Genomic DNA, 15,537 nt, shown 5'->3' with positions numbered 1-15,537 from the left:
CTCATCAAACCTGATCAGTCATCTCTCTGGCAACCGAACTGCGATGCTCTACGCGGTTACGACCCTTGTGTTTGGCCTGATAAAGCGCCTTGTCGGCTATTCCGAAAAACGCCTCCAGTTTGTCTCCCTGACGCACCATCTCTGAAACGACACCGATACTCACGGTGATGGGCTGTTGTGCACCCGGAAACAGCGGCAGTGATTCAGCTGCCTTGCGGATCTGTTCGGCAATCATCATGGCTCCCGGCAAGTCGGTTTCCGGCAGCACTACCACAAACTCCTCGCCGCCATAGCGTGCAACCCGGTCACCGGGGCGACGGATATTGAAGGAGATGGTTTGTGCAATCAGGCGCAGTGCTTCGTCACCGCCCTGATGACCATGACGCTCGTTGAATGCCTTGAAATGGTCTACGTCGATCATCAGTAAAGACAGCTGTTTGCCTGAGCGCTGTGCCCGCGCCCATTCGGTTTCCATGGCTTCGTCAAGCTGGCGACGATTATCGAGCCCTGTCAAACCGTCCGTTGCAGCCAGGCTGGCCAGTGCATCCTCAGCGCGATGGCGTCGTCGCAACTCGCGACACAGCAGCCATGTCAGCCACAGGATTCCGAGACACAGTACGCTGGTAGCGGAGCCGACCAGCCAGGCATTGCGCCGCCATACGGCATACACCTCATCCTCGGACTGACCGATCACGACAACCAGCGGCAGATTGCCGACCCGGGAAAACGTATACAGCCGACGAGCGTTCAACTGCGTCGACATGGCAGCAAAGCTGCCATGTCCTTCCTGAAGTATGCGCTGAAAGTTGGGGCTGTGGCTGTAATCCTTGCCAATCAGATCTTCACCCTCCAGATCGGGGTAGCGGACGATCAGGATGCCTGCGGTATTGATCAGGTTGATACTGCTGCCGACGCCCAGATTCTGGCTCATGAACAAGTGTTTGAAATACACCAGTCGCATGGCCGCACTTACCATTCCGGTGAACTCTCCATTGGGGCCTGACATGCGACGGCTGAAACTGATGCACCAGTCCTTGTAACCCCAACGGCTTTTTTACGGTGCACTGACGTGCAGACCCAGCGAAGGGTCCGCCTTGTGGTCTTTGAAATAGGAGCGGTCGGAGAAGTTGTCGTTTCGAGGGATGACGGACAGTGAGTCAGCCAGGATGGCGCCCTTGTTATCGAGCAATACCAGATCGCCTTTGAAAGACGCCGCAGTGGAGCGATCAAACAGGACAAGTTGTCGCAGTTCAGGTGACAGGTCCTGAAGGTCCGGACGCTGCCATGCGCTGATCATGCCTTGCAGGGACGAGTCGTAAAGTTCTGCGTTATGCATGACGTCGGCATCAATCAATTGCACGATATTGGCCGCCGCACGCGCGGCAGTCTGCGCTGCGTCGTCACTCTCCCGGGCCAGTAAAGACGCCACAATCCCCAGTATGGCGAACATTGACAGTGAGCTGCCAAAGATCAGCATGAGTTCCGGTCGGGTCCATTTGAGCCGGTCTTGCCGAGATGACGCAAACAACATCATTGGTTGTTCTACCTGCAGACGAATGAATCTTGATAAATGGTTAAGACAGTTATCATTATTTTTATGCTTTGAATGCTGGGTGTATAGCACGCTCCTTATAGCCTCATATGAATGGAATGTGAATAAAGCAAGTGTATTTAAAATGATGCGAACAGACGCACACGGACGACTGTAAAAAACAGGGGGGAGTAATTTATTTCTTGAAGGGATCAGCGGGGCAGCTGTATGCCGAACGTATTGACACCCTTGTCGCTGTTCACGAACACGGTGCCGCCGTGCATCAATGCAATGGCCTTGACGATGGCCAGCCCCAGGCCATGATTGGCGCCGCTGTTGCTGCGTGAGGCATCGACCCGATAAAAACGCTCGAACAGCCTGGGCAAATGTTCCGGGGCTATCTGCACGCCAGGATTGGTCACGCTGATACTCACATCGGCATCGCGCGACTCGATAGTTACCTCGATGACCTGACCGGCGTCGGTATGTTGCACGGCGTTGTGCAGCAGGTTGATCAACGCGCGGCGCAAGTGGGGCTTTTCAATCGGCGCGCTGGCGTCGCCCTGAACCTGGACTTGTACGTGGGCATCTTCCAGAATGAAATCCAGGTAATCCAGCGTGGTGGCGACTTCGTCTGCCAGTGACGCGCAGGTCTGTGCTTTGACCTTGGTGCCTTGATCCGCGCTGGCCAGAAACAGCATGTCGTTGATGATCGAGCGCAAACGCTCCAGCTCTTCGAGGTTTGATTGCAACACCTCGAAATAATGCTCGGCAGAGCGGCCGCGGGTCAGCGCCACCTGGGTCTGGCCGATAAGGTTGGTCAGCGGTGAGCGAAGCTCATGTGCCACATCGGCATTGAACGACTCGAGTCTTGAGTAGGCCTGCTCGACCCGTTCCAGCGTGGAGTTGAACGAGGCTACGAACTGTTCAAGCTCCGGTGGCAGCGGCGACAGCTGCAAGCGTCCGGACAGCCGTGGCGGGGCGAGCTTCTGGACTTCCTGCGATAGGCTGGTCAACGGACGCAGGCCAATACGCGCGACCCAGTAACCAAGCGCCGAAGCCAGCAAAATACCCAGCGTGGCCAGGCTGATCAGCGCGACCAGCAGCGAGTGTTGGGTATGCCAGAATGTCTCGGTATCGATGGCGGTCAGAAAACGCAGTGCCGGGCGCTGTTCCTTGGCCGGGAATTCGCTGACCAGCACCTTGAATGCGAACGGGTGATCGGCCAGCTTCAGGTCATGCATACCCGGTGCGCCTTGCGCGAAACGACGAATGTTCGCGTCCGGGTTGCCGAATTCGTACAGCGGGTTGTCGCTGACTACCCAGAAACGCAAGCGCTTGTCTTCCTCGCTGAGCAACTCCAGTTTTGCCTTGATCTTGCCCCAGTGCTCCGGGTTGCCGAAACGTCCGACAGCCGATTCCAGAACACTGTAGCGCGCATCGACTTCGGCACGCGGCAACAGGTCCAGGCTCTTGTCGACCTGCAGGTACAAGGCCCAGCCGATCAGCAGGAATACCACCAGTGCCACCAGCGCGAACAGCCCGCTGAGGCGCAGGGCGATCGAATCAACCCGCACTGCGGTTCTCCAGCACGTAGCCCATGCCACGAATGGTGTGCAGCAGTTTGTGTTCGTGAGGACCGTCCAGCTTGGCCCGCAAGCGTTTGATCGCGACTTCGACCACGTTGGTATCACTGTCGAAGTTGATGTCCCAGACCATCTCGGCGATTGATGTCTTGGAGAGGATGTCGCCCTGGCGTCTGGCCAGCACGCTGAGCAGCGAAAACTCCTTGGCGGTCAGGTCCAGACGCATTCCGGCGCGGGTCGCCTTGCGGCTGATCAGGTCGATCCACAGGTCGGCGATGGTGATCTGCACCGGTTCGTGGCCGCCGCTGCGGCGGGTCAGGGCCTGCAGGCGGGCGACCAGTTCCAGAAAGGAAAACGGTTTGCCGAGATAGTCATCGGCACCTTCGCGCAGGCCGCGAATGCGGTCATCGACCTGCTCGCGAGCGGTCAGCATGATGACGGGCGTCTGCTTGCGCGCACGCAACGCACGCAACACGCCAAAGCCGTCCAGGCCGGGCAACATCACATCAAGAATGATGATCGCGTGGTCGTTCTCCAGCGCCAGATGCAGACCTTCGATGCCATCGCGCGCCACGTCGACGGCGTAGCCCTGTTCGGTCAGGCCGCGACGCAGGTAGTCTGCGGTTTTCTCTTCGTCTTCGATAATCAGCACGCGCATCGGGTGACTCTCACTTGTGAAGGACCAGCGCGGGTGCGGCGGGCGCCGGGTGGCGTTTATGAAACAGCCGCTCCAGTTGCAGGTAAATGACCGGCGTAGTGAACAGGGTCAGCATCTGGCTCACCAGCAGGCCGCCGACCACTGCGATACCCAGCGGTTGACGCAGTTCGGCACCGACCCCGAAACCCAGCATCAGCGGCAGTGCGCCGAGCAGGGCGGCAAGGGTGGTCATGATAATCGGTCGGAAGCGGGTAATGCAGGCCTCATAAATGGCCTCCTGTGGCGACAGGCCCTGCTCACGCTGCGCTTGCAGGGCAAAGTCCACGAGCAGAATGCCGTTCTTCTTGACGATGCCGATCAGCAGCACGATGCCGATCAGGGCCATGATCGAGAAGTCCTGCCCCATCATCCATAGCAGCAACAGCGCGCCGATACCTGCCGAGGGCAGGGTGGAGATAATGGTCAGCGGATGCACGAAGCTTTCATAAAGCACACCCAGAATGATGTACACCGCCACCAGCGCGGCGAGAATCAGCCACGGCTGGTTGGCCAGCGAACTCTGGAATGCCTGCGCCGCACCCTGAAAACTGCCGATGATCGAGGCGGGCATGCCGATCTCTTTCTTGGCCTGATCGAGCATGCTTACCGCGTCGCCCAGCGCGACTCCGGGCGCCAGGTTGAATGACAGGTTGGCAGCCGGGAACATACCGTCGTGGCTGATCGACAGCGGGCCCATGCGCGGCGCACTGACTTTGGCCAGCGCCGAAAGTGGCACCATTTCATTGGTCAGCGGTGAGCGCAGGTAGAAGTAAGCCAGGCTTTCGGCCTTGCCACGCTGCTGGGCGTCCAGTTCGAGGATCACCTTGTACTGGTTGACCTCGGTCTGATCTGCCGCTGGCCGAACGCATCGTACAGCGCCTGATCGACGTCGGCGGTGGTCAGGCCGAATCGCGCGGCAGCACTGCGATCAATATCGATATGGGTGACGCTGCCGCCCAGTTGCAAGTCGTTGGACATATCGCGAAACGCCGGATTGCTACGCAGCTTTTCAGTCAGCCGTTGCGTCCAGGTGTTGAGCAATTCGCCGTCGTTGCTCTTGAGCACGTACTGATACTGACTGCGACTCGGCCCGGAACTCAGGTTGATGTCCTGCCCGGCGCGCAGATACAGAACGATGCCGGGGACCTTTGCCAGTTTGGGGCGCAGGCGGTCAATGAACTCACTGACCGACACATCGCGTTCAGAGCGCGGTTTGAGCGAGATCCAGAAGCGACCGTTGGCGATGGTCTGGTTGCTGCCTGACACACCGACTGAATGAGAGAACGCCAGCACTGCCGGGTCTGCACCGACGATTTTTGCCAGTTGCAGGTGTTTTTCCACCATGTCCGGGTAGGAAATGTCGGCAGCGGCCTCGGTGGTGCCGAGTGCAAAAGCAGTGTCCTGAACCGGAAAGAAGCCCTTGGGTATGAGGATGTAGCCGACCACCGCAAGCGCCAGGGTCAGGCCGAACACGCCGAGCATCAGTCGCTGATGGGCCAGCGCCTTACGCAAGCCTCGATCGTAGGAAGCCAGCAAACGTTCACCGAAGCCCGGTTTCTGATGCGGGTTGTGCGTGGGGGCGCGCATGAACAATGCCGCAAGGGTCGGCGCCAGGGTCAGGGAGACGACCACCGAAATCAGAATGGTCGCAGTGGCGGTCAGGGCGAATTCCTTGAACAGTCGCCCGACCACGCCGCCCATGAACAACAGCGGGATGAACGCCGCCACCAGCGAGAAACTGATCGACACCACGGTAAAACCGATTTCCCCCGAGCCTTTTATGGCAGCCTCGCGCATGCCTTGTCCGGCTTCAAGGTGGCGATGGATGTTCTCCACCACCACGATAGCGTCGTCCACCACGAACCCGACCGCGACCACGATGGCTACCAATGTCAGGTTGTTCAGGCTGAAGCCGAACAGGTACATCATCGCAAAGCTGGCGATCAGCGATACCCCGAGCACCGCGCTGACGATCAGCGTGGCCGACAGCTGGCGCAGAAACAGTGCCATGACCGCCACCACCAGCAGCACCGCGATCATCAGGGTCAGTTCCACTTCGTGCAGCGAGGCACGAATGGTGCGGGTCCGGTCGTTGAGTACCGAGACGTCAACGGTGGCCGGGAGCATTTCCTGCAACCGTGGCAGTTCACGCTGGATGCGGTCCACGGTGTCGACAATGTTGGCGCCCGGCTGACGAAAAATAGCGATGTTGACGCCTTGCTGGTCGCCGGACCAGGCCTTGACGTAGGCGTTTTCCGAACCCGCGACCACCCGCGCCACATCCTTGAGCTGGACGGGGGCGCCGTTCTTGTAGGAAACGATCAGTTGCGCGTAGTCCTGCGGCTTGAACAACTGGTCGTTGGACGACAGTGTCGAAATGCTGTCCTTGCCGTATAAGGCACCTTTGGCCAGGTTAAGGCTGGTCTGTTGCACCGCCAGGCGAATGTCGGCCAGGGTCAGCCCCAGCGCGGCCAGTTTTTCGGGGGCGGCCTGCACACGAATCGCTGGCCTTTGCTGGCCGGTGATGAACACCTGGCCCACGCCTTCGATCTGGCTGAGCTGGCGCGCCAGGATGGTTTCGGTGACGTCGCTCAATTCGGTGCCGGGGATCAGACTGGAACTCACACTGAGGATCAGCACCGGGCTGTCGGCCGGGTTGACCTTGCGCCAGGTTGGCAGACTGGGCAGATCGGCCGGCAGGCGTCCGGCTGCGGTATTGATGGCGGCCTGGACTTCCTGGGCCGCAGTGTCGATGCTTTTGTTGAGGGTGAACTGCAGCGTAAGGTTGGTGGAGCCCAGTGCGCTGCTGGAGGTCATCTGGGTCATGCCCGGTATCGCACTGAACTGCACTTCCAGTGGCGTGGCAACCGAAGACGCCATGGTTTCCGGGCTGGCACCGGGCAGCTGCGCGGTAACCTGTATGGTCGGGAACTCCGCTTCCGGCAACGGCGCAATCGGCAGTCGTGGAAAGGCAATGCCCCCTAGCAGTACCAGTGCGAAGGTCAATAACAAGGTGGCCACCGGGTGGTCGATGCACCACGCCGATACCGAGCCTCGGCCACTCATCGTGCGTGCTCCACTTGCGCGCTTGCCACATCCGGGGCGGGTGCGCTGACCACTTCGACAGTTGCCCCCGGCCGCAGCCGCGACTGGCCGTCGCTGACCAGTACATCTCCGGCGTTTGGCCCGCTGATCAACGTCTGCTCGCTGTCCTGATAAAGCACCTTGACCGGTACGACTTCCACTTTTTTATCAGCAGTCAGTCGATAGACGAAGTGCTGATCGATGCCGCGCTGCACTACTTGTGGCGGTACCTTGAGCGAGTTGAGTTCGACACCGGTCTGGATCTTCACCGTGACCAACTGCCCAGGCCAGAGTTGTTCGCCGGGGTTTTTGAATTGAGCCTTGGCGCGGATCGTGCCGGTGGTTGCCGAAACCTGATTGTCGATCAGCGAAAGCGTGCCTTCACCCAAAAGCAGTCCGTTGGCCGCACCGTCGCCCTGATACGCCTTGACAGTCGCAGCGCTACGCTCGGCAATCAGCCCCTGCAGGGTCGGTAACATCTGCTGAGGCAGAGAGAATTCCACCGCAATCGGGTCAATCTGTGTCACCGAAAACAGACCGGTAGCATCGCTGACGCGCAGGAAGTTGCCTTCATCGACATTGCGGATGCCGACCCTGCCAGTGACCGGCGAGCGAATCTGGGTGTAGGAGAGCTGCACCTGTGAGGCGTTGATGCTCGCTTCGTTGCCTTTCGCTGTGGCTTCGAGTTGCCTGACCAGTGCCTGCTGCTGATCGAATGTCTGGCGCGAAATGCCATTGTCCTGAGTGAGTTGGCGATAGCGCTTCAGGTCCAGTTGCGCGACATCAAGCTGCGCCTTGCTCTGCGCCAGCTGCGCGCGTGCCTGCTCCAGCGAGGCGCGGATCGATCGATCATCCAGCGTCGCCAGCAACTCGCCGGCCTTGACCTGTTGACCTTCCTTGACCAGCACGCGCGTCAGTACGCCATCTACCTGAGGACGGATCACCACACTTTGCAGTGACAGCACCGAACCGATACCTGTGACGAAACGTGGTACGTCCTCAATGCTGACCGTGATCACCTTCACAGGCACCGCAGTCACGGAGTTTTTCGGGAGTGTAGCGGGGCGTGTCAGTTTCCATCCGGCAATGGCCGCGCAGGCTATCAGCAGGACTACAGCGGTGACGGTCAGGGTCTGTCTGCGCATATGAAGAAAACGCCAAATGTCGGTACGGGAGTAATATTTTTTTAGGGCTTCCTTATAGCCTGCAAACCCGGTCAGCAGAATGACTTTTAGCTGTCAGGTTTGTCAGGAAGCCTCCACCGCGCATGGCGTGCAGTCAAGAAAATCCGCTAACGGACGATATCTATGTTGAAGAGATATTTGTCCAGATGTTTATAAAGTCCTAAGAGTTTTCCTACATTTTCCTAGGTCGGCTTCTGGCAGCTAATTCTCCCATCAACTTAACTCACTGTATGAGCCTATGAGTGGAGAACGCCATGAACAGTAAAAAATCGACCTGGAAATTTATGTTGAGGTGTTTGTTTCTTCGTCAAGGTTTGGGGGCCGTCATGGTGTCGATTCCCTTGCTGGCTGCGCCTGCTTTTTCATGGGCAAAGGACGGCGCATTGACGTTGCATGGCAGTATCGTCAACAGCAGTTGCGTGATTTCCGACATTAATGTGAATACGCCTGTTGCTCATGCGCGCATTTTGCAAGTTGCACCGGGCATCAATATGCAGGTGAGCACTGAACACAATGCATGTGGTGATCAGGCCGTGCCCTTTGTCGCGCAGTATCAGGTACTTCCGGTCGCCGAGACCGACGGCGAGGCCCTGCAGGCCCGCGCTGGAGTCATCACGTTGAGCTATCAATAAATACAGATCTGTATTATTTTTTCGACCGGACTGTCACCCACGCTTAAGTGACGGTCCGGTGTCCGGTCAGCCCTTTCAAAACTGAAAGCGCCGTGATTTAAAACATCGGCGCCACACTGTTTAACAGCCGTAATTAGACTACTTGCGCAAGACGCCTGGTTATTCCTACAGACCTGTCCTGCGTGTCGTGTTGTGTTGTCTGCGGGTTAAAAGTTATCCAGCTGACAGCATCGAAATAGGTCTGGATCTATAGTGCTCACCGTCCGATAGCGGGCACACACGACATAACACAAGGAAGGTCGTTAGCATGAAAAAGCTTTCTCTTACATTGGCAGTTCTGGGCGTAATGGGCGTTGGCATGGCGGGTAACGTCAGTGCAGCGAACAACGGAAAAATGGTCTTCAATGGGACACTGACCAATATCTCCTGCGATGTGGGACCGGGCACAGGCGTCAGTTCGGGCACCAACCCTGGCGAAATCAATGTCGACCTGGGTAACGTTTCCTTCTCCGATATTGGTGTATCGAGTGAAAGTCGATTCGAAACGGCTGCGCCTATTCAGCTGCTGGTCAACTGTAGCGCGGGCGCAGATCAATACAGCATGGTCAAGATGCGCCTTACTGCCCGTAACGGCAGCGGCCTGGACAATAACGATGCCAAACTTCTGCGCACCACCGGCGCGGCAGATGGTGTCGGTATCGGCCTGCTCAATACCTCCAGCGTTCTGATGGACCTGAGCGGTGCTGAAACCGTCGACACCACGCTCATCAAGGATGGTGCCGGCGGCGCGACTGCTGAAATAAATTTTGGCGCGGTCTATGTGCTTAACGGCACGCCGACCAATCCGGGTAATGCCGATGGCTTCCTGCCGTTCGTGATGGATTACGAGTAACCGTGTCGGACAGGGCGGGCACGGCTCGCCCTGTCCCTTATCGAATTCAAGGCGAACGCCAGTATGTTTCCTGTTTTTTTTCGCTACACGATGCTTGTTGCGCTAGGGTCTGTTCCCGTTTCGACGTAACCCATTGATCTCTATGAGAACAGGCCCGTATTGTTGGAGTTCTCACACAACACCAATACGAGCCTGCAATGCCCCGATTAATGCTCAGTGATGAGCACTGGCCGAAGCTTCGAGAAATTTTGCTGCACGAATCGATCTACAACAAGCGAGATTTGCGCACCACGGTTGAAGGCATGCTGTACCGCATGCGTGTGGGTTGCCCTTGGCGAGACCTGCCGAAAGCGTTTGGAAACTGGAGCAAGGTCTACAAGCGGTTCAATGCCTGGTCTGCTTCAGGCAAGTGGGTCAAGGTGCTTGAGGTGCTGATGACCGATCCTGACATGGAGTGGGTTTTCATTGATGGCAGTTATGTAAAGGCTCATCAGCACAGTGCAGGTGCTGCCAGCACGCAGGACCAGGCCATCGGAAAAAGCCGAGCCGGTAACACCAGCAAGATTCACCTGGCTGTAGACGCTTGTGGGCTGCCCATTGCATTTGACGTGACCGGAGGCCAGACCAATGATTGTTCGCAGGCGGCCTCGTTGATTGCCAAGATGCCCAATGCAGAAGTGATCATTGCGGACAAGGGCTACGACACTGAAGCGATACGCGCTCAGGTCGAGCAGCAAGGCAGCAAAGTGGTGATTCCACGAAAGCGCAATTCTCTGAAAGGGAACGCAGATCTGGACAAAGGGTTATATCGCAATCGACATCTCGTAGAAAACGCCTTTGCCCGGTTGAAGCATTTCCGGGCGGCGGCTTCTCGGTTCGACAAACTCAAGAGAAACTATGAAAGCGTCATAGCAATGGCCTGCGCTTTTCTGTGGCTGCCAATGTGAAACGGGAACAGACCCTAGGGTCTGTTCCCGTTTCGACGTAACCCATTGATCTCTATGAGAACAGGCCCGTATTGTTGGAGTTCTCACACAACACCAATACGAGCCTGCAATGCCCCGATTAATGCTCAGTGATGAGCACTGGCCGAAGCTTCGAGAAATTTTGCTGCACGAATCGATCTACAACAAGCGAGATTTGCGCACCACGGTTGAAGGCATGCTGTACCGCATGCGTGTGGGTTGCCCTTGGCGAGACCTGCCGAAAGCGTTTGGAAACTGGAGCAAGGTTTACAAGCGGTTCAATGCCTGGTCTGCTTCAGGCAAGTGGGTCAAGGTGCTTGAGGTGCTGATGACCGATCCTGACATGGAGTGGGTTTTCATTGATGGCAGCTATGTAAAGGCTCATCAGCACAGTGCAGGTGCTGCCAGCACGCAGGACCAGGCCATCGGAAAAAGCCGAGCCGGTAACACCAGCAAGATTCACCTGGCTGTAGACGCTTGTGGGCTGCCCATTGCATTTGACGTGACCGGAGGCCAGACCAATGATTGTTCGCAGGCGGCCTCGTTGATTGCCAAGATGCCCAATGCAGAAGTGATCATTGCGGACAAGGGCTACGACACTGAAGCGATACGCGCTCAGGTCGAGCAGCAAGGCAGCAAAGTGGTGATTCCACGAAAGCGCAATTCTCTGAAAGGGAACGCAGATCTGGACAAAGGGTTATATCGCAATCGACATCTCGTAGAAAACGCCTTTGCCCGGTTGAAGCATTTCCGGGCGGCGGCTTCTCGGTTCGACAAACTCAAGAGAAACTATGAAAGCGTCATAGCAATGGCCTGCGCTTTTCTGTGGCTGCCAATGTGAAACGGGAACAGACCCTAGTGTGCTGTGCGTCCTCTGTTCAGGCGGGCATCGTATTGAATACGACGCGTGTCATTTATCAGGGTAATGAAAAAGAGGTCAGTCTGGGTGTTCATAACAGTGGCGGGGGAGAGATTCTCCTGCAGTCCTGGCTTGAATCTCCGACAGTGGCGACCAACAAGACTGATAACAACGACACCCCAGCGTATTTGCCTTTTATCGTCACGCCTGCGCTGACGCGCATGGCCGGAGGTGGCAAGCAACTGTTGCGCATCATTCATTCCGGTGCAGACATGCCCACTGATCGTGAATCAGTGTTATGGCTCAATGTGCAGGAAATCCCCCAGACTGCTGCCGAGAACACACTGCAGATTGCGATACGTCAGCGCATAAAAGTGTTCTTTCGGCCTGACGGTTTGCAGGGCGATCCGCAGCAGGCACCTGAACAGCTGAACTGGCAATCAATCGATAACGCGGGTGTGCAGGTGGAAAATCCAGGGCCCTATCACGTGTCCATGCTGAGGATTTCCATACGCCAACACGATAGTGAACTTGCCCGTCTCGACAGTCAGATGCTTGCCCCCCATCAACAGCTGCGTATCCCGTTGCTGCACACACCGGGAAGTGCGCCGTTGCTGGTGAGTTTCGTGAGTATCAATGACTACGGCGGGCAAGTGCCTTATCAAGTGACACTGGCCGATAAAGAACCGGGTCATGCCCACAAGGCCTTGCCTCGGTAACCTGCCACATCACACATCAGCGTTAACTGTTCAAACCGTTGGGCCTGCGTGACAAACCGGCCCGGCAGACCTGCGTCTGTGTAAAGGATTGCGCGGCGCGCGCGACAGCCGAAGTAGAGTGAAGACCGCTATGGAATGGCGCAAAAAAGATCACAAGGGAGTCATTGCACAGTTCGCTCTGCCTCACCCACGACACTGTCCGCTGGGTATCGGCCTGGGGTTGACGTTGATGTTTTCGCTCAGCGCGTTCGCAGCCTCGCCTGGCGGTACTCGGGCTGACGGGACAGTCAAATTCAATACGGCATTTATCCAGGGAAGCGATCAACCACCTGACCTCCAGGAGTTTCTGCGTACCAACAGCGTACTGCCCGGCACTTATCGGGTTGATATTTACGTCAATCGCAAACTGAGCGGCAGGCGAGATATCGCCTTTTCAAAAAATCGGGTGTCAGGCCTGATTGAACCCTGTCTGTCGCTTGAAATGCTACAGAGCTTCGGTCTGGACCTGAGTCGCCTGCCTTCAGATGAAGGCGCTGCTCAGGGCTGTTTCGATTTGCCTGCGCGTGTCGAGTTTGCGCGCGTCGACTATCAGTCCGGTGCGCTGCGACTCACTATCAGTGTGCCGCAAGCCGTTATGTCGCGGGGCGCTCGCGGTTATGTTTCACCGGAGCTTTGGGATCAGGGTGAGACGGCAGGTTTTATCAATTACAACGCCAATGGCAGCAGACGCCGTAACAAGGGTCTGGAAACGGACCAGTATTATCTCGGGATGCGAAATGGCCTGAACCTCGGGGCCTGGCGATTGCGCAATGAGTCCTCGCTGGTCGGCGGCAGTGATCGGCCCTGGCGTTATCGCAGCAATCGTACTTTCGCGCAGCGTGACATCACTTTCCTGAAAAGCCAGTTCACGGTGGGGGAGACCTTCAGCGACTCGCAGGTTTTCGACAGTGTTCGCTTCAAGGGCGCAGCACTGGCTTCTGACGATGGCATGCTGTCCGACAGCGAGCGCGCCTATGCCCCGGTCATCCGCGGGATTGCCGAGACCAACGCGACGGTGGAAGTTCGTCAGAACGGTTTTCTGCTGTACAGCGGCAGTGTTTCACCGGGGCCTTTCGAAATGGCCGATATCTACCCCAGTGGTTCCAACGGTGATTTGTCGGTGTCGGTCATTGAGGCCGATGGGCGCGTACGGACTTTTACCCAGGCCTACGCATCGCTGCCGATCATGGTCCCCTGGGGATCCTTGCGCTACAGCCTGGCCGTCGGGCAGGTCGATAACAGTAATGATGTTCAAGCCTCTCCCGACTTTGCCAGCACAGCCCTGATCTATGGGCTTTCCGAGCGGATTACCGGGTTTGGGGGGCTGCAGCTGGCCGAAGATTATCAGGCCGCGAATATAGGTGCCGGGATCAATACCGGCCAGAGCATACGGGTGCGCTATGCCAACACGCTGGACGTTACCGACACCACTCTGGCCGTGGCAGGTTACCGCTATTCCACTGAAGCGTACCGGACCCTGAGCCAGCACATCAGCGATACCGACCCGCAGAGACATGCGCTGTCCACTGGCCTGGCTCGGGATCGGCTTGAGCTAAGTGTTACCCAGATAGTGTCGAGCCACGCCGCATCGCTGAGTCTGACCGCTTCCGAGCAGCGCTACTGGAATCTGCCCGGCAAGACCCGGCAACTTTATCTGTCCTATAACGCTGCCTGGCAGACCGTCAATTACAGCCTGTCCATTGAACGCAACGAGGACTTCGGGCGAAACGGTGAAGCGAGCACCGACAATCGTGTTGCCTTGAGCGTGACCCTGCCACTCGGATCGAGCCCTGGTTCGTCGCGACTGTCTTTCAATGCCGTGCGCGACAGCACCGGTGAGTACAACGCTCAGACCGGGCTCAACGGCCAGGTGCTGGGGGATCGTGATACGTTTTATTCGGTACAGGCCGGGCATGACAGCAGCTCCGGCAGTTTCGGTGCCGGGAAGATCAGTACCACCACCGGGTTCGGTCGCTTCGAGGCAGGTTATAGCCAGGGCCAGGACTACGATGCATTCAGCCTGTCTGCGGCGGGTTCGCTGGTGGCTCACCCCGGAGGTGTGAACCTGGGGCAGGCGCTGGGTGAAACCTTCGCCCTGGTTCAGGTTCCGGACGTCAGCGGGGCTCGGTTGAAGTCCTTCAGTAACGTCGAAACCGCAGGCAACGGCTATGCGGTTCTGCCCTATGCGCAGGCCTACCGAACCAATTGGGTCAGCCTGGATACCCGCCAGTTGGGTGCTGATGTCGACCTGGAAAATGCCATCACCCAGCTCGTACCGCGCCGGGGAGCGATACCGTTGGTGCGCTTCAAAGCCGTTGTGGGCCGCCGGGTCCAGTTTGAACTGGTGCGCGCCGACGGCAGCAAGGTACCGCTGGGTGCCAGTGTCGAGGATGAACAGGGCAGGGCGCTGGCGGTGGTCGACCCTGGCAGTCAGGCGCTGGTGCTCAGTGAGCAGGATGTCGGCAGCTTGCGGGTTCGCTGGTCTGATCAAAGTTGTCAGGCAGCATTCTCGCTGCCGCCCAGAGATCCGACCCGTGCCTACGAGCGGATCAGGGTGACATGCCAATGAGCGCCCTTGCTGATTCATGCCCGGCAATGTTGGCGGTGCTGCTGATGGGCAGCGTTGGCGCACAAGGGGCTATTTCGCTGAGCGGAACACGGCTGGTCTTTGATGGCCAGTATCACGAAGCCAGTATCGAGGTGCGCAATCGAGGTGATTCGGAGGCGCTTTTTCAGGCCTGGCTAAGTGATGCCCAGGATGACGACGACACTCCACTGGTTCGGCGTAGAACGCTGCCGTTCGTGGTCACGCCGCCGCTTTCACGTCTGCCGGGCGGCGGCAGGCAGGTCCTGCGCGTTTTATATCAGGGCACAGGCATGCCGCAGGGGCGCGAGTCGCTGCTGCATTTGTATGTGCTTGAGGTGCCTCGACGGCAGGCAGGCACTCGTCAGTTGAATGTCGCCGTGCGTCAGCGCATCAATGTGTTTTACCGGCCCGTTGGTCTAGAGGGGGATCCGGCTGACACTGGCGCAAAGTTGCAGTGGACACTGACCCATGACGAGGCAGGCGTTTCCTTGCTGACGGTCCGTAACCCAATGCCTTATCACGTGTCTCTGCAAGCGTTGCGCATTGACGCTGTTTAACTCAGCGAGTACCTGCTGCTGGCACCGGGCGCCCATTTTGAAATGGTTGTACCAGCGAGCGTTCTGCCCTCCGCAACCCATCGTTTTTCATACAAGGCGCTGACCGACTATGGCGGTCAGCGTACTTATTGCACACCGCTCAAGGGGCAGGCGGCCTTTACGGCCCGCTTGCTGGAGCCCCATTCCTTTCAGGACGAATGCTGAT

Annotated in this window: 9 protein-coding genes and 3 pseudogenes; 7 read left to right on the top strand and 5 right to left on the bottom strand. The window is 57.7% G+C overall.

The annotated features are described in order from the left end of the window. Positions 1-4: 4 nt before the first annotated feature. The 5 genes and pseudogenes from AC4ANK_RS22885 to AC4ANK_RS22865 form a co-directional block, all read right to left on the bottom strand. A pseudogene (locus AC4ANK_RS22885) lies at positions 5-1,534 on the bottom strand (sensor domain-containing diguanylate cyclase). Positions 1,535-1,743: 209 nt separating this feature from the next. Next, positions 1,744-3,108, bottom strand: a complete 1,365-nt coding sequence (locus tag AC4ANK_RS22880; protein ID WP_460384419.1) for a heavy metal sensor histidine kinase — start codon at positions 3,106-3,108, stop codon at positions 1,744-1,746. Then, positions 3,098-3,775: a heavy metal response regulator transcription factor gene (locus tag AC4ANK_RS22875; RefSeq protein WP_002552331.1), complete on the bottom strand. Its 678-nt coding sequence runs from the start codon at positions 3,773-3,775 to the stop codon at positions 3,098-3,100. The genes AC4ANK_RS22880 and AC4ANK_RS22875 overlap by 11 nt, the downstream gene beginning before the upstream one ends. Before the next feature lie 10 nt (positions 3,776-3,785). Continuing rightward, positions 3,786-6,880 (bottom strand): annotated as a pseudogene (locus AC4ANK_RS22870) (multidrug efflux RND transporter permease subunit). Beyond that, entirely contained in the window at positions 6,877-8,043 is a 1,167-nt protein-coding gene (locus tag AC4ANK_RS22865) for an efflux RND transporter periplasmic adaptor subunit (protein ID WP_031597850.1), read from the bottom strand. The pseudogene AC4ANK_RS22870 and the gene AC4ANK_RS22865 overlap by 4 nt, the downstream one beginning before the upstream one ends. Positions 8,044-8,336: 293 nt before the next feature. Between AC4ANK_RS22865 and AC4ANK_RS22860 the strand changes: the two genes are divergently transcribed. From AC4ANK_RS22860 to AC4ANK_RS22830, 7 genes and pseudogenes are all read left to right on the top strand, one after another. Further along, a complete protein-coding gene (locus tag AC4ANK_RS22860) occupies positions 8,337-8,714 on the top strand; it encodes a hypothetical protein (RefSeq protein WP_002552333.1) in 378 nt (125 codons plus the stop codon). A 307-nt stretch (positions 8,715-9,021) separates the two neighbouring features. Further along, positions 9,022-9,606 carry a fimbrial protein gene (locus AC4ANK_RS22855; protein ID WP_002552334.1) on the top strand — a complete coding sequence of 195 codons (585 nt, stop codon included), beginning with the start codon at positions 9,022-9,024 and terminating at the stop codon, positions 9,604-9,606. Between the two features lie 197 nt (positions 9,607-9,803). Continuing rightward, on the top strand, positions 9,804-10,553 hold the full coding sequence (locus AC4ANK_RS22850) for an IS5 family transposase (RefSeq protein ID WP_460382697.1): 750 nt from the start codon (positions 9,804-9,806) through the stop codon (positions 10,551-10,553). A gap of 109 nt (positions 10,554-10,662) precedes the next feature. Next, positions 10,663-11,412, top strand: a complete 750-nt coding sequence (locus AC4ANK_RS22845; RefSeq protein ID WP_460382697.1) for an IS5 family transposase — start codon at positions 10,663-10,665, stop codon at positions 11,410-11,412. Then, on the top strand, positions 11,397-12,149 hold the full coding sequence (locus AC4ANK_RS22840; RefSeq protein WP_460384422.1) for a fimbrial biogenesis chaperone: 753 nt from the start codon (positions 11,397-11,399) through the stop codon (positions 12,147-12,149). Before AC4ANK_RS22845 ends, AC4ANK_RS22840 begins: the two co-directional genes overlap by 16 nt. Positions 12,150-12,279: 130 nt before the next feature. After that, positions 12,280-14,757, top strand: coding sequence for a fimbria/pilus outer membrane usher protein (locus tag AC4ANK_RS22835; protein WP_080718885.1), 2,478 nt, complete (start codon positions 12,280-12,282; stop codon positions 14,755-14,757). Continuing rightward, positions 14,754-15,536: pseudogene (locus tag AC4ANK_RS22830) on the top strand (fimbrial biogenesis chaperone). Before AC4ANK_RS22835 ends, AC4ANK_RS22830 begins: the two are co-directional and overlap by 4 nt. Position 15,537 lies beyond the last annotated feature (1 nt).

It is taken from the genome of Pseudomonas sp. Pmew2, from assembly GCF_058129885.1.
The sequence above is the reverse complement of the archived record's forward strand: the minus strand, read 5'-3'. Positions and strand labels throughout refer to the sequence as shown.